The organism is Dryocola sp. LX212, from assembly GCA_041504365.1.
GTDB lineage: Bacteria > Pseudomonadota > Gammaproteobacteria > Enterobacterales > Enterobacteriaceae > Dryocola.
Genome location: CP167917.1, coordinates 339,504 through 358,895, shown reverse-complemented (window position 1 = coordinate 358,895; position 19,392 = coordinate 339,504). Strand labels below are relative to the sequence as shown.

At 56.0% G+C, this 19,392-nt stretch carries 17 protein-coding genes and 1 pseudogene; 8 read left to right on the top strand and 10 right to left on the bottom strand.

Annotated features, from left to right (window positions below; all coding sequences use genetic code 11):
• Positions 1-27 precede the first annotated feature (27 nt).
• A complete protein-coding gene (locus tag ACA108_01660) occupies positions 28-897 on the top strand; it encodes a phosphoribulokinase (GenBank protein XEX96281.1) in 870 nt (289 codons plus the stop codon).
• Between the two features lie 26 nt (positions 898-923).
• Here the strand turns inward: ACA108_01660 and ACA108_01655 are convergent, their stop codons facing one another.
• Positions 924-1,328: an OsmC family protein gene (locus ACA108_01655; GenBank protein XEX97999.1), complete on the bottom strand. Its 405-nt coding sequence runs from the start codon at positions 1,326-1,328 to the stop codon at positions 924-926.
• A gap of 320 nt (positions 1,329-1,648) precedes the next feature.
• Between ACA108_01655 and crp the strand changes: the two genes are divergently transcribed.
• Both crp and ACA108_01645 read left to right on the top strand, forming a co-directional pair.
• Positions 1,649-2,281: a cAMP-activated global transcriptional regulator CRP gene (gene crp, locus ACA108_01650; protein ID XEX96280.1), complete on the top strand. Its 633-nt coding sequence runs from the start codon at positions 1,649-1,651 to the stop codon at positions 2,279-2,281.
• Positions 2,282-2,468: 187 nt separating this feature from the next.
• Positions 2,469-4,556, top strand: coding sequence for a YccS/YhfK family putative transporter (locus tag ACA108_01645; protein XEX96279.1), 2,088 nt, complete (start codon positions 2,469-2,471; stop codon positions 4,554-4,556).
• A 45-nt stretch (positions 4,557-4,601) separates the two neighbouring features.
• Here ACA108_01645 and ACA108_01640 read toward each other — a convergent pair whose 3' ends face one another.
• From ACA108_01640 to ppiA, 4 genes are all read right to left on the bottom strand, one after another.
• Positions 4,602-5,825 (bottom strand): aspartate aminotransferase family protein, encoded by a 1,224-nt coding sequence (locus ACA108_01640; GenBank protein XEX96278.1) that lies wholly within the window; start codon positions 5,823-5,825, stop codon positions 4,602-4,604.
• Between the two features lie 86 nt (positions 5,826-5,911).
• Positions 5,912-6,475 carry an aminodeoxychorismate synthase component 2 gene (gene pabA / locus ACA108_01635; GenBank protein XEX96277.1) on the bottom strand — a complete coding sequence of 188 codons (564 nt, stop codon included), beginning with the start codon at positions 6,473-6,475 and terminating at the stop codon, positions 5,912-5,914.
• A gap of 33 nt (positions 6,476-6,508) precedes the next feature.
• Positions 6,509-7,111, bottom strand: a complete 603-nt coding sequence (locus ACA108_01630) for a putative adenosine monophosphate-protein transferase Fic (GenBank protein ID XEX96276.1) — start codon at positions 7,109-7,111, stop codon at positions 6,509-6,511.
• A 108-nt stretch (positions 7,112-7,219) separates the two neighbouring features.
• Positions 7,220-7,792 (bottom strand): peptidylprolyl isomerase A, encoded by a 573-nt coding sequence (gene ppiA / locus ACA108_01625; protein XEX96275.1) that lies wholly within the window; start codon positions 7,790-7,792, stop codon positions 7,220-7,222.
• A 280-nt stretch (positions 7,793-8,072) separates the two neighbouring features.
• On the opposite strand from ppiA, the gene tsgA reads away from it, so the two are divergent.
• Positions 8,073-9,260 (top strand): MFS transporter TsgA, encoded by a 1,188-nt coding sequence (gene tsgA / locus ACA108_01620; GenBank protein ID XEX96274.1) that lies wholly within the window; start codon positions 8,073-8,075, stop codon positions 9,258-9,260.
• 68 nt (positions 9,261-9,328) lie between these two features.
• On the opposite strand, the pseudogene ACA108_01615 reads toward tsgA, so the two are convergent.
• A pseudogene (locus ACA108_01615) lies at positions 9,329-10,614 on the bottom strand (cytosine deaminase).
• Positions 10,615-10,844: 230 nt separating this feature from the next.
• Between ACA108_01615 and nirB the strand changes: the two are divergent.
• The 4 genes from nirB (at position 10,845) to cysG (ending at position 16,023) form a co-directional block, all read left to right on the top strand.
• Positions 10,845-13,394: a nitrite reductase large subunit NirB gene (gene nirB / locus ACA108_01610; GenBank protein XEX96273.1), complete on the top strand. Its 2,550-nt coding sequence runs from the start codon at positions 10,845-10,847 to the stop codon at positions 13,392-13,394.
• A complete protein-coding gene (gene nirD / locus ACA108_01605) occupies positions 13,391-13,717 on the top strand; it encodes a nitrite reductase small subunit NirD (GenBank protein XEX96272.1) in 327 nt (108 codons plus the stop codon). The genes nirB and nirD overlap by 4 nt, the downstream gene beginning before the upstream one ends.
• Before the next feature lie 112 nt (positions 13,718-13,829).
• Positions 13,830-14,636 carry a nitrite transporter NirC gene (nirC, locus tag ACA108_01600; protein ID XEX96271.1) on the top strand — a complete coding sequence of 269 codons (807 nt, stop codon included), beginning with the start codon at positions 13,830-13,832 and terminating at the stop codon, positions 14,634-14,636.
• Between the two features lie 13 nt (positions 14,637-14,649).
• Positions 14,650-16,023 carry a siroheme synthase CysG gene (cysG, locus tag ACA108_01595; GenBank protein XEX96270.1) on the top strand — a complete coding sequence of 458 codons (1,374 nt, stop codon included), beginning with the start codon at positions 14,650-14,652 and terminating at the stop codon, positions 16,021-16,023.
• A gap of 106 nt (positions 16,024-16,129) precedes the next feature.
• Here cysG and trpS read toward each other — a convergent pair whose 3' ends face one another.
• The 4 genes from trpS to dam are packed head-to-tail and all read right to left on the bottom strand — an operon-like array spanning position 16,130 to position 19,372.
• Positions 16,130-17,134 carry a tryptophan--tRNA ligase gene (gene trpS, locus ACA108_01590; protein XEX96269.1) on the bottom strand — a complete coding sequence of 335 codons (1,005 nt, stop codon included), beginning with the start codon at positions 17,132-17,134 and terminating at the stop codon, positions 16,130-16,132.
• Positions 17,127-17,840, bottom strand: coding sequence for a phosphoglycolate phosphatase (locus ACA108_01585; GenBank protein XEX96268.1), 714 nt, complete (start codon positions 17,838-17,840; stop codon positions 17,127-17,129). Before ACA108_01585 ends, trpS begins: the two co-directional genes overlap by 8 nt.
• A complete protein-coding gene (gene rpe, locus ACA108_01580; GenBank protein XEX96267.1) occupies positions 17,833-18,510 on the bottom strand; it encodes a ribulose-phosphate 3-epimerase in 678 nt (225 codons plus the stop codon). Before rpe ends, ACA108_01585 begins: the two co-directional genes overlap by 8 nt.
• A gap of 43 nt (positions 18,511-18,553) precedes the next feature.
• Complete coding sequence (gene dam / locus ACA108_01575) at positions 18,554-19,372, bottom strand: adenine-specific DNA-methyltransferase (protein ID XEX96266.1); 819 nt, start codon at positions 19,370-19,372, stop codon at positions 18,554-18,556.
• Positions 19,373-19,392 lie beyond the last annotated feature (20 nt).

Genomic DNA, 19,392 nt, shown 5'->3' with positions numbered 1-19,392 from the left:
TGAATTCACCCATGGAGTTGTAGCCCTATGTCAGCCAAACATCCGGTCATCGCCGTCACCGGTTCCAGCGGTGCAGGAACAACGACCACCAGCCTTGCCTTTCGTAAAATTTTCCAGCAGCTGAACCTGCATGCCGCAGAGGTTGAGGGCGACAGCTTCCATCGCTATACCCGCCCGGAAATGGACATGGCCATCCGCAAGGCTCGCGATTTGGGACGACATATCAGCTATTTTGGCCCGGAGGCCAACGACTTTGGCCTGCTGGAGCAGACATTCGCAGAATACGGCCGCAGCGGCCAGGGAAAATCCCGAAAATACCTCCATACCTACGATGAAGCCGTTCCCTGGAATCAAATTCCCGGAACCTTCACTCCCTGGCAGCCGCTGCCGGAACCAACGGACGTCCTCTTTTATGAAGGGTTACATGGCGGTGTCGTTACCCCCCAGCATGACGTCGCAAACTTCGTGGATTTACTGGTTGGCGTGGTGCCGATTGTTAACCTGGAGTGGATTCAGAAGCTGGTGCGCGATACCAGCGAGCGCGGCCACTCCCGTGAAGCGGTGATGGATTCTGTTGTCCGCTCAATGGATGACTACATCAACTTTATTACGCCACAGTTCTCGCGCACCCATATCAACTTCCAGCGCGTACCGACGGTAGATACCTCGAATCCCTTTGCCGCACGCGGCATCCCCTCGCTGGACGAAAGCTTTGTCGTGATTCACTTTCGGGGCCTGGACGATATTGACTTCCCTTACCTGCTGGCCATGCTGCAGGGGTCATTTATTTCCCACATCAATACGTTGGTGGTGCCGGGCGGCAAAATGGGGCTGGCAATGGAGCTAATTATGACGCCGCTGGTGAAACGGCTGGCGGAAGGCAGGGAGATCGTTTAGGGCGGCAGGCACCGCCCTGACAGGCTTTATGCTTCAATCACTTCGTAGCTGTGCGTGATATTTGCCGCTTTCTCCAGCATCAGCGCAACGGAACAGTATTTTTCAGCAGACAGGTCAACCGCGCGCGAGACGGCGTTGTCCTTCAGGTCTTTGCCGGTCACGATAAAGTGCAGGTTGATGTGCGTAAACAGACGCGGTGCTTCTTCGCGGCGCTCGGAGGTCAGCTTCACCTCACAGTCGGTCACATCGTGGCGGCCCTTTTGCAAAATCGACACCACGTCAATGGCGCTACAGCCGCCTGCCGCCATCAGCAGCATCTCCATCGGGCTTGGAGCTTTATCACCGGCATTCCCGTCCATCAGGATCTGGTGGCCGGAAGCGGATTCACCCAGGAAGGTTAACCCCTCAACCCATTTCACTCTTGCCTGCATGTTGCTTACTCCAGTTGAAGAAATTTCTTTCCAGAGTACGCGGATGCGGCAGATCTCGCAACGGAAGGCGACCTGCGTCATGCTGAAACGAGACAATAGGAGACACCTGCCTAAAGCTATGCTAAAACAATCCGGATGCGGCATTGTTACATTGATTAATTGACGTAGCGGATGTGTGCAGAGGAGATCACAAATTACAGGCGGCAAGAGTGACTTGCAGGCCATTTCCCCCGAGTGGGAAGAATTCTAATGATTGCAACGCCAGACAGGGGTTCGCATCCTGTCTTTGGTAGCCAGTTTATAACAGAGGATAATCGCGCATGGTGCTTGGCAAACCGCAAACAGACCCGACTCTCGAATGGTTCTTGTCCCATTGCCATATTCATAAGTATCCATCGAAGAGCACGCTGATTCACCAGGGCGAAAAAGCAGAGACGCTGTACTACATCGTCAAAGGCTCGGTGGCAGTTCTGATCAAAGATGAAGAAGGTAAGGAAATGATCCTCTCCTACCTGAATCAGGGCGACTTCATCGGTGAACTAGGCCTGTTTGAAGAAGGCCAGGAGCGTAGCGCCTGGGTTCGTGCAAAAACAGCGTGTGAAGTTGCTGAAATTTCTTATAAAAAATTCCGTCAGCTTATCCAGGTGAACCCGGATATTCTGATGCGCCTCTCCTCCCAAATGGCGCGCCGCCTGCAGGTCACCTCAGAGAAAGTCGGCAACCTGGCCTTCCTGGACGTGACGGGCCGTATCGCCCAGACGCTGCTGAGCCTGGCAAAACAGCCGGATGCCATGACCCACCCGGACGGGATGCAGATCAAAATCACCCGCCAGGAAATCGGCCAAATCGTGGGCTGCTCCCGTGAAACCGTAGGTCGCATCCTGAAAATGCTCGAAGATCAGAGTCTGATCTCCGCCCACGGTAAAACCATCGTCGTTTACGGCACGCGTTAATTACCGCTTCAAAAATGGCGTGTCGCTTTTGCATCACGCCTTTTTTGTCTCTGAAGTCCTTCCGCCTTCTAAATAATGCAAGTTGCAGGTAGGCGGAAAGGGAGCTCATCCCCAGAAGCTTATATAACAAAGTGACAGGGGTGAGGGAGCGCAGCCAACCCCCCTGCGACTGGAAGTATGACGAGGAATGTGGCGCCGACTGATTTATCACCCCGAGGTTAACTACGCACTGCGTCAGACGCTGGTGTTATGTCTGCCGGTGGCGGTTGGCCTGGTGCTGGGCGATTTGCAGTCCGGCCTGCTGTTATCGTTAGTTCCCGCCTGCTGTAATATCGCTGGCCTGGATACCCCTCATAAACGCTTCTTTAAACGCCTGATTATCGGCGGCAGCCTCTTTGCTATCAGCAGCCTGATCATGCAGCTCATGCTGCTCTATACCGCCGTGCCGCTGCCCGTCATTCTGTTTGGTATGGCGATGCTGCTCGGCGTGACCGCTGAAATCAGCACGCTTCACGCCCGTCTGCTGCCCGCTTCGCTGATCGCCGCCATCTTTACGCTGAGCATGGCGGGAAACATGCCGATGTGGAAACCAATGCTGCTCTATGTCTCCGGCACGATCTGGTACGGCGTCTTTAACTGGTTCTGGTTCTGGATGTGGCGGGAGCAGCCGCTGCGGGAATCGTTAAGCCTGCTCTATCGCCAGCTGGCGGAATACTGCGAGGCGAAATACAGCATGCTGACCCAGCATACCGATCCGGAAAAAGCACTGCCGCCGCTGCTTGCCCGCCAGCAGAAAGCGGTGGACCTGATTACCGTCTGCTATCAGCAGCTCCATATGCTGGCAGCCAGTCAGCAGAACGGCTACAAGCGCCTGCTGCGCGCCTTCCAGGTCGCGCTGGATTTACAGGAGCACATTTCCGTCAGCCTGCACCAGCCGGAGGAAGTGCAGAAGCTGATGGAGAAAAGCCACGCCGAAGCGGTGATCCGCTGGAACGCCCGAACCATCTCCACCCGGCTGCGGGTGCTGGCGGACGACATTCTTTATCACCGCTATCCCCGCCGTTTCGTCATGGACAAACAGATTGAAGCGCTGGAGAAAATCGCCCGTCAGAATCCGGATAACCCCGTCGGGCAGTTCTGCCATTACCATTTCAGCCGTATTGCCCGCGTGCTGCGAACCCAGCGCCCGCTGTATGTTCGCGACCTGATGGAAGATCGCCAGCGCCGTCTGCCGCTGTGGCCCGCGCTCAAGAGCTATCTCTCGTTTAAGTCCGCCGCCTTACGCAACGCCGGGCGGCTCGGGGTGATGCTGGTCGTCGCCAGCCTGCTGGGCGCGTCCCTGCATCTGCCCAAGCCCTACTGGATTTTGATGACGGTAATGTTCGTAACGCAAAACGGCTACGGTGCCACACGGGTGCGCATCCTCCACCGTTCTGCGGGAACCATCGCGGGGCTGGGCATCGCCGGTATCGCCCTGCACTTCCACTTCCCGCAGTACATCGCGCTGACGGCCATGTTAATCATCACGCTGGTGAGCTACCTGTTTATCCGCAAAAGCTACGGCTGGGCGACCATCGGCTTTACCGTCACGGCGGTATACACCCTGCAGTTGATAACCCTGAGCGCCGAGCAGTACATCGTTCCCCGGCTGATAGACACGCTGCTGGGCTGCCTGATCGCCTTCGGCGGCATGGTTTGGCTCTGGCCCCAATGGCAAAGCGGCCTGCTGCGCCAGAACGCCCACGATGCCCTGGAAATGGACCAGGAAGCTATCCGGCTGATCCTGAGCAGCGATCCCGAGCCGACCCCGCTGGCTTATCAGCGCATGAAGGTTAACCAGGCCCACAACGCGCTGTTTAACTCTCTGAACCAGGCAATGCAGGAGCCTGGCTTTAACTCCCATTACCTGGCGGATATGAAGCTGTGGGTGACGCACAGCCAGTTTATCGTCGAGCACATCAACGCCATGACCACGCTTGCGCGGGAACATAATATGCTGACGCCCGATCTCGCCCAGCGCTATCTTCAGTCGTGCGAAATTGCGCTGCAGCGGTGCCAGCAGCGGCTGGAATATGACGGGCCGGGGGAAACTAAAGACGCGACGATTCTGGATGCCGAAGCGCTGCCTACCGGGCCGCTAAGCACCATGGAACAGCATTTACATCGGGTCCTTGGCCATCTCAACACCATGCACACCATTTCATCGGTGGCGTGGCGTCAGCGGCCTCATCATGGGATCTGGCTGAACCGCCGGTTAGGGCGATCCAGCAAGTAGAGGGAGAGCGGGCACTAAGCGTCGGATGGCGCGGGCTTATCCTGTCTACAGCGCCTTAACGATGTTGGCAACGGCCTGAGCAAAACGCTGCATGCCGTCATTGATGTCAGCCTCTTCTACGATAAGCGATGGCGCAAAGCGCATCACATCCGGCCCCGCGTTCAACACCATTACCCCTTCATGCGCGGCGGCGTAAAGGAAGTCACGGGCGCGGCCTTTAAACTGCGGCTGCAGCTCGGCGCCAATCAGCAGCCCCATGCCGCGAATATCGCTGAACAGGTCAAACTGTTCGTCAATCTGCTGTAAATGCTGCACAAACAGGTCGCGCTTCTGCGACACGCCGTTCAGCACCTGCGGGGTATTGATGATGTCAAATGCTGCGCCAGCCACGGCACAGGCTAACGGGTTACCGCCGTAGGTCGATCCGTGGGTGCCGACGTGAAATGCAGAGGCTATCTCCTGGGTAGTCAGCATTACGCTTACCGGGAAGCCGCCACCGAGGGCCTTGGCGCTGGTCAGAATATCCGGCGTCACGCCGTAGTGCATATAGGCAAACAAATCGCCGGTGCGCCCCATGCCGCACTGAACTTCATCAAAGACCAGCAGCGCTTTATGTTCATCGCACAGTTCGCGTAGCCCTTTAAGAAACTCAGGGGTGGCTGCAGTCACGCCGCCCTCGCCCTGAATGGGCTCAACCACAATGGCACAGGTATGGTCGTCCATTACGGCTTTCACCGCGTTGAGATCGTTAAACGGCACGTGAATGATATCAGCGGGCTTCGGCCCAAAACCGTCGGAATACTTCGGCTGCCCGCCAACCGAAACGGTGAATAGCGAGCGGCCGTGGAAAGCGTTATGGAAGGCGATGATTTTGGTTTTGTACGGGCTATGACGGGTTGAAGCATAATAGCGTGCCAGCTTGAACGCAGTTTCGTTAGCTTCGGTGCCGGAATTCATGAACAGCACACGTTCGGCAAAGGTGGCGTCAATCAGCCTGCGGCCCAGGCGCAGCGCAGGCTCATTCGTGAAAACGTTGCTGGTGTGCCACAGGGTTTCGCCCTGGGTTTTCAGCGCGTCCACCAGGGCGGGATGGCAGTGGCCTAAAGCCGTTACCGCAATGCCGCCCGCGAAATCTACGTATTCTTTCCCCTGCTGATCCCACACCCGGCTGCCTTTCCCCTTCACCGGGATAAACTCCGCTGGTGTATAAATCGGCAGGATCACTTCGTCGAAGGTTGCGCGGGTAATTGCTGATTGATCGGTTGCCATGTATTCCCCATCCATTTTATGCGAAAAGCCATATGAAAATATAATCACAAAATATGCATAAAAAATCATTCAATGGCAAACGAAAATCAACGATTCAGGAAATTGGCCAGCAGCTGGTGCCCTTCCTCGCTGAGAATACTTTCCGGGTGAAACTGCACCCCTTCAAGATCCAGCTCACGATGGCGAATCCCCATGATCTCCTGCTTATCTGTCCAGGCGGTTACGTCGAAGCAGTCAGGAAGCGTGGCGGGGTCGATTAAGAGCGAGTGGTAACGCGTGACGGTGAGCGGGTTGTTCAGCCCTTTAAACACACCGCTGTTGGTATGAGTGATGACCGAAGTCTTACCATGCATGACCTTTTCGGCGCGGACAATCGTCGCCCCGAAGGCCTGGGCAATGGCCTGGTGTCCGAGGCAGACCCCGAGCAACGGAATGTTTCCGGCAAACTTTTCGATAGCGGCAAGGGAAATGCCCGCAACGTCCGGCGTGCAGGGGCCGGGTGAAATCACGAGCTTTGCCGGAGCCATCTCCGCTATTTGCTCAAGCGTAATTTCATCATTACGCTTCACCCTCACCTCCGCCCCCAGCTCGCAAAAATACTGGTAGAGATTCCAGGTGAAAGAGTCGTAGTTATCGATCAACAGCAGCATGGCGGCTCCGGGCAAAAGAAGAACCGCGCTATTCTATTCGCTTTCCCGCGCTTCGCTCACCACTTTAGTGAAAATCTCCACCAGCGGCTGCAGATCCCCCAGCGCGCCCGCCTGGTTAGCGACCTGCCACTCTTCCCGTTCCGTTTCGCTCCAGTCCAGCATGAAGCCCGCGTGTATCGCCAGCTGTTCAAAGAAGACCCGCTGCGCCCGGCCGCTACCGACGAAAAACGGATGCAGTACGTTAATTTCGCAGTAGTAATGCGCCAGTCGTTCGATGAAGGCCTGCTTCGGGAGATCCAGCAGATATCGTTCATCTTCCAGCTCCTGCATCAGGTCGTTGCCTTCATTTTCGATGTACTCGAAATGGCAGAAACGGATATCGCCGCGGGAAATATCCTCTTCACGGAGTTCGCCTGCCCAGTCGAAGGCATCCTGGAAGAGCTGCTGATGAATGGAGCACAGCCAGGGCAAACCACGGTGCAGTGGACCCAGCTCAACAGACTCAACCCGCCGGGCAATAAGCTCATCCTGCGCGTGAGGCTCAGGCACATCCAGCCGGCTACTGGCTGCAAACGAGCTGCTGCGCTGCTGCTGCCAGAGCCGGGATTTTTGCTTGTCGGTGAGTTTCTTGCTCATATCGCCTCCCTTACTGCGTGACGGATTTTGCCACAAGTATAAGCGGCATTTTGCACGGTTGCCGGGGAGGAAACGTTGCGCGGGTAGTTACAACCCGCGCGGGGGGAATTACGGCAGGATCTTAGCGGAGAGGATAACTACCGGTTTTGACGGAACATTCTGGTACGGACCCACATCGTGAGACTGGACCTGAGAAATTTTGTCAGCCACGTCCATCCCTTTCACAACTTTACCAAATACCGCATAGCCGAAGTCACGCTGGCCATGGTCAAGGAAGGCGTTATCCGCCACGTTGATAAAGAACTGGCTGGTTGCGCTGTCTTTATCTGCGGTACGAGCCATTGCCACGGTGCCGCGGGTGTTGCGCAGGCCATTGTCAGCTTCGTTCTTGATCGGTGGATTTGGCTGCTTCTGGTTCATATCTTCAGTGAAGCCGCCACCCTGAATCATAAAGCCCGGGATCACGCGGTGGAAAGTGGTGTTGTTATAGAAACCGCTGTTGACGTAATCAACGAAGTTTTTCACCGATACAGGGGCTTTTTGGCTATTTAATTCAAGCTCAATATTACCGGCGGAAGTCGTCAATAAGACGTGTGGATCGCTGTTTGCCGCAAGAGCAGCAGGGGAGATAGCCGAGATGGCGAATACAGCTGCAACAGCCGCCAGTGTCGATTTGAGCATCAGGAATTCCTTACGAAGGCAGTGAATAAAGCAAGTTGCTAGATTGTAAAGAGGTGCCGCCAGCGGCGCCAGCCCTTTACGGTTTTTTACTTTTCAACAAAACAATAACTTGCGTGAATGAATCGGTTTTACACGAGTAAATATGTGACCTGACGCATGAAACGAATGGCAATAACCGAACATAATTACAATGAATGTTTAATTGGGTCACATTCAAGGCTAGAATTCATCCGCCCACTGCGCTGTCAACGCGCTTTACACTTCTATTCACAGGCCAGATATGACTAACAGCAACCGTACCAAGCTGCTTTGGATCAGCTTTTTCTCCTACGCCCTGACCGGTGCGTTGGTGATCGTCACCGGGATGGTGATGGGAAACATCGCAGAATATTTCCAGCTGCCGGTTTCCAGTATGAGCAATACCTTCACTTTCCTGAATGCGGGCATTCTCATCTCTATCTTCCTGAACGCCTGGCTGATGGAAATCGTGCCGCTGAAAACCCAGCTGCGCTTTGGCTTCCTGCTGATGGTGCTGGCGATGCTCGGCCTGATCTTCGGCCATAGCCTGACGCTTTTCTCCGCCTCCATGTTTGTGCTGGGACTGGTCAGCGGGATCACCATGTCTATAGGTACCTTCCTGATTACCCATATGTATGAAGGCCGTCAGCGCGGTTCACGCCTGCTGTTTACCGACTCTTTCTTCAGCATGGCCGGGATGATTTTCCCAATGGTGGCCGCAATTCTGCTGGCACGCAGCATCAACTGGTACTGGGTCTACGTCTGTATCGGCCTGGTGTATGTTGCCATCTTCCTGCTGACCCTGGGCTGCGAATTCCCGGCACTTGGCAAACACGCAAAGCAGAATGACGCGCAGCCCGTGGCGAAAGAGAAATGGGGTATCGGCGTGCTGTTCCTGTCCGTTGCCGCACTGTGCTACATCCTCGGCCAGCTGGGCTTTATCTCATGGGTGCCGGAATACGCCAAAAGCCTGGGCATGAGCATTAACGATGCGGGCACGCTGGTCAGCGATTTCTGGATGTCCTATATGGTCGGCATGTGGATTTTTAGCTTCATCCTGCGCTTCTTCGATCTGCAACGCATACTGATGGTGCTGGCGGGTGCCGCCACCGTGCTGATGTATTTCTTCAATACCGGCGAACCGGCGCATCTGGCCTGGTTTATCCTCGCTCTGGGCTTCTTCTCCAGCGCGATTTACACCACTATCATTACACTCGGCTCGCTGCAAACCAAAGTGGCTTCGCCAAAACTGGTTAACTTCGTGCTGACCTGCGGCACCATCGGCACCATGCTGACCTTCGTGGTCACCGGCCCGATTGTGGCGAGCAGCGGCCCGCACGCGGCGCTCCAGACCGCAAACGGCCTCTACGCGGTAGTCTTCATTATGTGCCTGGCGCTGGGTCTTGTAACCAAACACCGCCAGCACAATACGGCGGCTGCGGAGCATTAATAGCACCGGATGACGCTTCGCTTACCCCACCTACAGGACGAATGTTGTAGGGTGGATAAGCGCCAGCGTCATCCACCAAAGAAGATCTCTTCGCTGTCGTCCAGCATCACCCAGGTCTGGGCCAGCTGCGTTGTCGCAATTACTCTCCCTTCCCTTACCGACCAGCGTACCGGAACCTGCCGCCGCACCGCATCAAACCCATTTTCAGCGGGCAGAATAATCAGGCTGGCTTCCCGACTTCAATGCCATACTCGGCCACGCCGAACGTCCGCGCGCTGTTATCCGTAATCAGCTTCAGGCTCTCATCTATTTGCTGATAGCCCATCATCTGACAGACGTGCAGCCCCATATGCAACACCTGCAGCATGTTCGCGGTGCCGAGCGGATACCACGGGTCAACTACATCGTCATGACCAAAGCAGACGTTAATTCCCGCCTCCAGCAGCTCCTTTACACGCGTTACGCCACGGCGCTTCGGGTAATCGTCAAAGCGGCCCTGCAGGTGGATATTAACCAGCGGATTAGCCACAAAGTTGATGCCAGACATTTTTAGCAGCCGGAAGAGCCGCGAGGTGTAAGCGCCGTTATAGGAGTGCATGGCAGTGGTATGGCTTGCGGTCACCCGTTCGCCCATGCCTTCCCTGTGGGCCAGCATGGCGACCGTTTCCAGAAACCGAGACTGCTCGTCGTCTATTTCGTCGCAGTGGATGTCCAGCGGGCGGTCGTATTTTTTAGCCAGCGCGAACGCCCTATGCAGCGACTCGACGCCGTACTCGCGGGTGAATTCAAAATGGGGAATTGCTCCGACCACATCGGCGCCAAGCTGAAGTGCTTCTTCCAGCAGCGCCTCACCGTTGGGATAAGAGAGAATACCCTCCTGCGGGAAAGCGACAATTTGCAGTTCGACCCACGGGGCCACTTCCTGCTTCACCTCCAGCATTGCTTTAAGCGCCGTCAGCGTGGGATCGGACACATCAACATGGGTACGCACATACTGAACGCCGTTGGCTATCTGCCATTTCAGCGTCTGCCACGCCCGCGACTTCACATCATCGTGGCTCAGCAACGCCTTGCGCTCGGCCCAGCGCTCAATGCCTTCGAACAGCGTACCGGACTGGTTCCAGCTCGGCTGCCCGGCGGTCTGGGTAGTGTCCAGATGGATATGAGGCTCGATAAACGGCCCCACGGCAAGGCCACCGCGCCCGTTCAGGCGCTCCAGCGTCTCGGCCTGGGTTCCCAGCTCCCCCATTGGCTCGATGGTTTTAAAGCGCCCCTCTCCTATAGTGAGCTGCCACAGGCCGGGCCGATCGGCAAGGCGGACATTCTGGATGAGTTTCAGGGGGGGATTACGCATTGTGCCTCCGAGGCGAAAGGGCCTTTGCTCCTTTTTAGCATAAACTTTCCCCAGCGGGCCGTTTAAATGGCCAGTGGCGAAAAACCAGCCAATTCCATAACTTAGAAAATTCCTCTTAAATCAACTATATACCCATTAATGGGTATATAAAGGCGTATTTGATTTGCATCAATAATTACCACAGCTGAATCGTTAAGGTAGGTGTTAATAGAAAAGAAATTGAGGCAATTATGAGCAAAGTCAAAATCGCAATTATCGGTAATGGCATGGTTGGCCATCGCTTTATCGAGGACTTACTTGATAAAGCTCAGCCAGGCCAGTTTGAGATTACCGTCTTTTGTGAAGAGCCGCGCAAAGCCTATGACCGCGTGCACCTTTCATCCTATTTTTCCCACCATACCGCCGAAGAGTTATCTCTGGTTCGCGAAGGCTTCTACGAGAAGCACGGCGTTAACGTGCTGATTGGCGAACGTGCCATCACCATTAACCGCCAGGAAAAAGTGATTCACTCCAATACAGGCCGAACTGTTTATTACGACAAGCTGGTAATGGCCACGGGCTCATACCCGTGGATCCCGCCAATCAAAGGTTCTGAAACGCAGGACTGCTTCGTCTACCGCACCATCGAAGATCTGAACGCCATTGAAGCCTGCGCCCACCGCAGCAAGCGCGGCGCGGTAGTCGGTGGTGGCCTGCTGGGTCTTGAAGCTGCAGGCGCGCTGAAAAACCTCGGCGTGGAAACTCACGTTATTGAATTTGCCCCAATGCTGATGGCCGAGCAGCTCGACCAGATGGGCGGCGAGCAGCTGCGCAACAAAATTGAAAGCATGGGCGTGCGGGTTCACACCGGCAAAAACACCCAGGAGATCGTACAGGAAGGGAAAGAAGCGCGTAAAACCATGCGCTTTGCCGACGGCAGCGATCTGGAAATCGACTTCATTGTCTTCTCAACCGGTATCCGCCCACGCGACAAACTGGCCACCCAGTGCGGCCTGGAAACGGCCCCGCGCGGCGGCATTACCATCAACGACAGCTGCCAGACTTCAGACCCGGATATCTACGCTATCGGCGAGTGCGCCAGCTGGAACAACCGCGTCTTCGGACTGGTAGCGCCTGGCTACAAAATGGCCCAGGTCACCGCTGACCATCTGCTGGGCAGCGCGAACGCCTTTGAAGGCGCAGACATGAGCGCCAAGCTCAAGCTGCTGGGCGTGGACGTTGGTGGTATCGGCGACGCCCATGGCCGTACGCCGAACTGCCGCAGCTATGTTTATCTGGACGAAAGCAAAGAAGTTTATAAGCGCCTGGTCGTCAGCGAAGACAACAAAACCCTGCTGGGCGCGGTGCTGGTCGGTGACACCACTAACTTCGGCAACCTGCTCCAGCTGGTGCTGAACGCCATTGAACTGCCGGAAAACCCGGACTCGCTGATCCTCCCGGCTCACGCGGGCAGCGGCAAACCATCCATCGGCGTGGATAAACTGCCGGACAGCGCGCAGATCTGCTCCTGCTTCGACGTCACCAAGGGCGATCTGGTAAAAGCCATTAACAGCGGCTGCCATACCGTAGCGGCCCTGAAGGCAGAAACCAAAGCCGGTACAGGCTGCGGCGGCTGTATCCCGCTTGTCACCCAGGTGCTGAACGCCGAGCTGTCTAAACAGGGTATCGAAGTTAACAACAACCTCTGTGAGCATTTCGCGTTCTCCCGTCAGGAGCTGTTCCACCTGATCCGCGTCGAGCAGATCAAATCCTTCGACGAGCTGCTTAACAAATACGGTAAAGGCTACGGCTGTGAAGTCTGTAAGCCAACCGTGGGTTCCCTGCTGGCCTCCTGCTGGAACGACTACGTGCTGGAACCGCAGCACACGCCGTTGCAGGACACCAACGACAACTTCCTCGGCAACATCCAGAAGGACGGTACCTACTCGGTGATCCCACGTTCTGCCGGCGGTGAAATTACCCCGGAAGGGCTAATGGAAGTGGGCCGCATCGCCCGCGAATATAACCTCTACACTAAGATCACCGGCTCCCAGCGTATCGGCCTGTTCGGCGCGCAGAAAGACGATCTGCCGGACATCTGGCGTCAGCTGATTGAAGCTGGTTTCGAAACCGGCCACGCGTACGCCAAAGCGCTGCGTATGGCGAAAACCTGCGTGGGCAGCACCTGGTGCCGCTACGGCGTGGGCGATAGCGTGGGCTTCGGCGTTGAGCTGGAACACCGCTACAAAGGCATCCGTACCCCGCACAAAATGAAGTTCGGCGTGTCCGGCTGTACCCGTGAATGTGCGGAAGCACAGGGTAAAGACGTGGGAATTATCGCCACCGAGAAAGGCTGGAACCTGTATGTCTGTGGTAACGGCGGCATGAAGCCGCGCCATGCGGACCTGCTGGCGGCGGACCTTGATAGCGACACCGTGATCAAATACCTCGACCGCTTCATGATGTTCTATATCCGCACCGCCGACAAACTGACGCGTACGGCCTCCTGGCTGGACAACCTGGAAGGCGGCATCGATTACCTGAAGAGCGTGATCATCGACGACAAGCTGGGCCTCAACGAACAGCTTGAGTCGGAGCTTGCGCGCCTGCGTGAGAAAGTGATCTGCGAGTGGACTGAAACGGTGAACACGCCGGAAACCCAGGTTCGCTTCAGACACTTTATCAACAGCCCGCAGCGCGACCCGAACGTACAGGTCGTGCCAGAGCGCGAGCAGCACCGTCCGGCCACGCCGTATGAGCGTATTCCAGTCACCATGGTAGAAGCGGAGGAGATCGTATGAGCCAGTGGACTACCGTTTGTCAGTTAAACGACATCCTGCCAGCAACCGGCGTCTGCGCGCTGCTGGGTGACCAGCAGGTTGCAATCTTCCGCCCGCGTAACGACGAGCAGGTGTACGCCATCAGCAATATCGACCCTTTCTTTGAGTCGAGCGTCCTGTCTCGCGGGTTAATTGCCGAGCACCAGAATGAACTGTGGGTCGCCAGCCCGCTGAAAAAACAGCGCTTCCGCCTGCGTGACGGCCTGTGCATGGAGGATGAAAGTCACTCTATCGCGCACTTCGAAGCACGCGTGCAGGACGGCATGGTACAGATAAAAGCCTAAGCCCCGGAGAGGGTTTCAGCTTCCCCCTCTTCCTGAAGGGAGAGGGGACAAACCAATTAAATCATCGAACTACACGAGAGTTCCTTTATTTTTTACCTTTAGGGATAGCAAAATGTTCACCGATACCATTAACAAATGTGCTGCTAACGCCGCGCGCATTGCCCGCCTGTCGAAAAGTAATCCGCTCGGCTTTTGGGTTAGCTCTGCGATGGCAGGGGCCTACGTTGGCCTTGGCATCATTTTAATCTTCACGCTGGGCAACCTGCTCGATCCGTCTATTCGTCCTTTAGTGATGGGCGCCACCTTTGGTATCGCCCTGACGCTGGTGATTATCGCTGGATCCGAACTGTTCACCGGCCACACCATGTTCCTGACCTTTGGCGTCAAAGCGGGCACCCTTTCCCACGTTCAGATGTGGGCCATTCTGCCGCAGACCTGGCTGGGTAACCTGGTAGGTTCCGTTTTCGTTGCCCTGCTTTACAGCTGGGGCGGCGGCAGCCTGCTGCCGGTAGATACCAGCATCGTACACGCGGTTGCGCTGGCAAAAACCACAGCTCCGGCCACGGTGCTGTTCTTTAAAGGGGCGCTGTGTAACTGGCTGGTTTGTCTGGCGATCTGGATGGCAATCCGTACCGAAGGTGCGGCGAAGTTCATCGCTATCTGGTGGTGCCTGCTGGCGTTTATCGCCTCCGGCTATGAGCACTCCATCGCCAACATGACGCTGTTTGCGCTCTCCTGGTTCGGTCATCACAGCGAGGCCTATACGCTTGCCGGTATCGGTCATAACCTGCTGTGGGTGACCCTCGGTAATACCCTTTCAGGTGTAGTATTCATGGGTCTGGGTTATTGGTATGCTACGCCAAAAGCCGAACGCCCGCAGCCTGAGCGCATCGCAACTGCTGAGACTGCACGCCAATAATTGAGGACCGTACGTGGATCACCTGCCGATATTTTGTCAGTTACGAGGTCGCGCCTGCCTGTTAGTTGGCGGTGGCGACGTCGCAGAACGTAAAGCACGTTTATTGCTGGAGGCAGGTGCGCTCGTCACCGTTAATGCCCTGGAGTTTACCCCGCAGTTTCAGGCGTGGGCGCAACAGGGCATGCTTACCCTTGAACAGGGTCCTTTCTCCCCTTCACTGCTCGATGTCAGCTGGCTGGCCATCGCCGCCACCGACGACGATGCGGTGAACCAGCAGGTCAGCGATGCCGCTGAGTCCCGCCGTATTTTCTGCAACGTGGTAGACGCCCCGAAGCAGGCCAGCTTTATCATGCCGTCGATTATCGACCGCTCGCCGCTGATGGTTGCCGTCTCTTCCGGTGGTACCTCTCCCGTGCTGGCGCGCCTGCTGCGTGAAAAGCTGGAGGCTATTCTTCCGCTGCACCTGGGCAAAATTGCGGGCTATGCGGGTACGCTGCGTGGCCGCGTCAAAGCGAAATTTGCCACGATGGGCGAACGCCGTCGCTTCTGGGAAAAGTTCTTCACCAATGACCGTCTGGCACAGTATCTGGCTAACGAAGACCAGAAGGCCATCGACCAGGAAACCGAATCGCTGTTTAACCAGTCGCTGGATCACCGCGGTGAAGTGGTGCTGGTCGGCGCGGGGCCGGGCGATGCGGGTCTGCTGACGCTCAAAGGCCTGCAACAGATCCAGCAGGCGGACGTGGTGGTTTATGACCGCCTGGTATCGGATGACATCATGAACCTGGTACGCCGCGATGCGGACCGGGTGTTCGTCGGTAAACGCGCTGGCTTCCACTGCGTGCCGCAGGAAGAGATCAACCAAATCCTGCTGCAAGAAGCCCAGAAGGGGAAACGCGTAGTGCGTCTGAAAGGCGGCGATCCGTTTATCTTTGGGCGCGGTGGCGAAGAGCTGGAAACGCTGTGCAACGGCGGCATTCCGTTCTCTGTAGTTCCGGGCATTACCGCCGCTTCCGGCTGCTCTGCCTATTCCGGTATCCCGCTTACCCATCGTGATTACGCACAAAGTGTGCGCCTGGTTACCGGGCACCTGAAAACAGGTGGCGAGCTGGACTGGCACAACCTGGCGGCTGAAAAGCAGACGCTGGTGTTTTACATGGGCCTGAACCAGGCTGCCGCGATTCAGGAAAACCTCATCAAGCACGGCATGCCGGCAGATATGTCCGTGGCGCTGGTCGAAAACGGCACGTCCGTGAAGCAGCGTGTAGTGAACGGTGAGCTGAACCAGCTTGGCGAGCTGGCAACCCAGGTGGAAAGCCCGGCGCTGATCATTGTTGGCCGCGTGGTTGCTTTGCGCGACAAGCTGAACTGGTTCTCTAATCACTGATCCAAAAGGGAAGCTTTCTCTCTCTTTTTGATCCATGCCTACAACCTGCCATCAAAATAAAAAAACCCGCCGAACAGGGCGGGTTTGTAAGCCAGATAAATATCGCTTACGGCTGAGGCACGAAGCCGATGACTTCGTAGACCTTTTTCAGCGTCGCGCTGGCGTGGCTGCGGGCTTTGGCAGCACCGTCTTTCATCACCTGCTGCAGGAAGGCCTCGTCGTTGCGGAAGCGGTTATAGCGCTCCTGCAGTTCGATAAGCATGCCGGAAACAGCTTCTGCCACTTCGCCCTTCAGGTGACCATACATTTTGCCTTCAAAATGCTGTTCCAGCTCCTGAATGGATGTGCCCGTCACGCCGGACATGATATCCAGCAGGTTGGACACCCCGGCTTTGTTCGCTACGTCATAACGTACTACAGGCGGCTCTTCCGAGTCAGTGACCGCGCGCTTGAGCTTTTTCACCACGGACTTCGGATCTTCCAGCAGGCCGATCACGTTGTTGCGGTTTTCGTCCGACTTGGACATCTTACGGGTCGGCTCAAGCAGAGACATGACGCGTGCACCGGATTTAGGAATAAATGGCTCCGGCACTTTGAACACTTCGCCGTACAGGGCGTTGAAGCGGGCGGCGATATCGCGGCTCAGCTCCAGGTGCTGCTTCTGATCTTCCCCCACCGGCACCAGGTTGGTCTGATAAAGCAGGATATCGGCGGCCATGAGCACCGGGTAGTCGAACAGGCCGGCGTTGATGTTTTCAGCGTAGCGCGATGACTTGTCTTTAAACTGGGTCATGCGGCTCAGCTCGCCAAAGTAGGTGTAGCAGTTCAGCACCCAGCTCAGCTGCGCATGCTCCGGCACGTGGGACTGCACGAAGATGGTACTTTTTTCCGGGTCGATGCCGCAGGCCAGGTAGAGCGCCAGCGTATCAAGCGTTGCCTTGCGCAGCTTAGTGGCATCCTGACGCACGGTGATCGCATGCTGGTCAACGATACAGTAAACGCAGTGGTAATCGTCCTGCATCTGAACCCACTGACGCAGCGCACCCATGTAGTTGCCGATGGTTAATTCGCCAGAGGGCTGCGCGCCGCTAAATACGATGGGTTTACTCATGATCTGCTTCCTGATTATCTTTGCAAGAGAGCCCGAACGCGGGCAATAGGTCACTGAACTTATCCAGTATGTAATCTGGTTTGCTCAGCGCTATGGACTCGCCATAGTTGTAGCCGTAGGTCATCCCAACGCTCGGGCAGCCTGCGGCCTGCGCGGCGAGGATATCATTGCGGGAATCCCCGACAAACAGCATTTCAGCCGCGCTGATGTTCAGCTTTTCCATCACCTTAAACAGCGGTTCCGGGTGCGGCTTTTTGTTCTGCACGTCGTCGCCGCCGATGATGACGGTGAAGTGTTTCGCGATGCCGAGGCTTTCAAGCAGCGGCAGCACGAACAGCGTAGGCTTATTGGTGACCAGCCCCATCGGCACACTTTTTTCAGCAAGCATTGCCAGCGTATCAGCAACGCCGGGGAACAGGAAACTGCCTTCGTCGACGGTTTGCGCATAGTAGCTGTCGAAGAGCTTACGGGCCATCAGGCACTGGTCGAACGTCGGCTCCTGGCCTTTCAGCGCCCAGGTCAGCGCGCGCTGTACCAGCACGTCCGCGCCGTTGCCAATCCACTTCTCGACGTTCTCTTCCCCTGCCGTTGGCAGTTCGAGGGCATAGAGCGCCTGATCCATCGCCTGGGCCAGGCCCAGCGCAGTATCCACAAGGGTGCCGTCTAAATCAAAGGCGACACCGCGAATTATTTCTAACTTATCCATGACTTACCTTTGCCAGCTCGTCGCGCATGCGATCGATGACTTCTTTATAATTCGGTTGGCTGAAGATGGCTGAGCCAGCAACAAACATGTCGGCGCCCGCTGCGGCTATCTCGGCGATATTATCAACTTTCACGCCACCATCGACCTCAAGGCGAATATCGTAGCCGGAGGCATCGATACGTTCACGGACCTGGCGCAATTTTTCCAGCGTATGCGGTATAAAAGATTGCCCGCCGAAGCCCGGGTTGACCGACATCAGCAGGATAACGTCCAGCTTATCCATTACGTGATCCAGCCAATTCAGGGACGTTGCCGGGTTAAACACCAGGCCTGCCTTACAGCCGTGCTCTTTAATCAGCTGAAGCGAACGGTCAACATGCTCGGAGGCTTCCGGGTGGAAGGTAATAATACTCGCGCCCGCACTGGCAAAATCGGGAATGATGCGGTCGACGGGTTTGACCATCAGATGAACATCAATGGGTGCGGTAATACCGTAATCACGCAGGGATTTGAGCACCATCGGGCCTATGGTCAGATTGGGAACGTAATGGTTATCCATAACATCGAAATGGACGACGTCACTACCTGCAGCCAGCACGCTGGCCGTGTCTTCACCCAGACGGGCAAAATCGGCAGACAGGATTGAGGGGGCAATCAAATACTGTTTCATCCGCTTCTCCAGTAGCATTTCATTTTGAGGCGAACGAAACGGCTCAGGCTACCCCATAGAGCGCCAGCAGTTCGTCCACCTTGTTACGCGTTCCACCATTGCTGCTGATGCTGCGTCTGACCTGTAGCGTCAGCAGCTGCGTCGCCTGTTGATACCAGACGCGGGTCAGCTCCGTCGCATGGTTCGATATCAGCACAGGCACATTGTTTCGTTGCAGACGTTCCGCCAGTTCAGCCAGATGCTGCTGCTGCGTCATGCTGAAGCTGTCCGTATGGTAGGCCGTGAAATTCGCCGTGGCCGATAACGGCGCATACGGCGGATCGCAGTAGACCACCGATCCCGGCGCGACGCCCGTCATGCTGACATCATACGACTGGCAGATAAAGGTGGCATTTTGCGCGCGTTCGGCAAAGTTATGCAGCTCTTCTTCCGGGAAGTAGGGCTTGCTGTAACGACCAAACGGCACGTTGAATTCCCCACGCAGGTTATAACGGCACAAGCCGTTGTAACAATGACGGTTCAGGTATAAAAACAGCACCGCGCGACGGAACGGATCCGTACACTGGTTAAACTCCATGCGGAAGCGATAAAACACTTCGCTGTCGTTGCACTCGGGCGTAAACAGGCTGCGTGCTTCCTGAACATACTCGTCAGTTCGCGCTTTGACAATGTTGTAGAGGTTAATCAGATCGCTGTTGATATCCGCAAGGATATAGCGGGAGTAGTCAGTGTTCAGAAAGACTGAGCCTGCTCCTACGAACGGCTCAATCAGACAATCACCTTCTGGCAGGTACTTCTTAATGTCATCGAGCAGGGGGTATTTCCCCCCTGCCCATTTCAGAAAAGCGCGATTTTTTTTCATGCTGCCTAACTATTTACACC

Coding starts and splice junctions, on each gene's coding strand:
- ACA108_01655 (XEX97999.1), bottom strand. CDS start 1,328: ATGCAGGCAAGAGTGAAATGGGTTGAGGGGTTAACCTTCCTGGGTGAA.
- ACA108_01585 (XEX96268.1), bottom strand. CDS start 17,840: ATGGATAAGTTAGAAATAATTCGCGGTGTCGCCTTTGATTTAGACGGC.
- ACA108_01645 (XEX96279.1), top strand. CDS start 2,469: ATGTGGCGCCGACTGATTTATCACCCCGAGGTTAACTACGCACTGCGT.
- dam (XEX96266.1), bottom strand. CDS start 19,372: ATGAAAAAAAATCGCGCTTTTCTGAAATGGGCAGGGGGGAAATACCCC.
- ppiA (XEX96275.1), bottom strand. CDS start 7,792: ATGCTCAAATCGACACTGGCGGCTGTTGCAGCTGTATTCGCCATCTCG.
- nirD (XEX96272.1), top strand. CDS start 13,391: ATGAGCCAGTGGACTACCGTTTGTCAGTTAAACGACATCCTGCCAGCA.
- trpS (XEX96269.1), bottom strand. CDS start 17,134: ATGAGTAAACCCATCGTATTTAGCGGCGCGCAGCCCTCTGGCGAATTA.
- ACA108_01640 (XEX96278.1), bottom strand. CDS start 5,825: ATGGCAACCGATCAATCAGCAATTACCCGCGCAACCTTCGACGAAGTG.
- rpe (XEX96267.1), bottom strand. CDS start 18,510: ATGAAACAGTATTTGATTGCCCCCTCAATCCTGTCTGCCGATTTTGCC.
- tsgA (XEX96274.1), top strand. CDS start 8,073: ATGACTAACAGCAACCGTACCAAGCTGCTTTGGATCAGCTTTTTCTCC.
- nirB (XEX96273.1), top strand. CDS start 10,845: ATGAGCAAAGTCAAAATCGCAATTATCGGTAATGGCATGGTTGGCCAT.
- crp (XEX96280.1), top strand. CDS start 1,649: ATGGTGCTTGGCAAACCGCAAACAGACCCGACTCTCGAATGGTTCTTG.
- ACA108_01630 (XEX96276.1), bottom strand. CDS start 7,111: ATGAGCAAGAAACTCACCGACAAGCAAAAATCCCGGCTCTGGCAGCAG.
- pabA (XEX96277.1), bottom strand. CDS start 6,475: ATGCTGCTGTTGATCGATAACTACGACTCTTTCACCTGGAATCTCTAC.
- nirC (XEX96271.1), top strand. CDS start 13,830: ATGTTCACCGATACCATTAACAAATGTGCTGCTAACGCCGCGCGCATT.
- ACA108_01660 (XEX96281.1), top strand. CDS start 28: ATGTCAGCCAAACATCCGGTCATCGCCGTCACCGGTTCCAGCGGTGCA.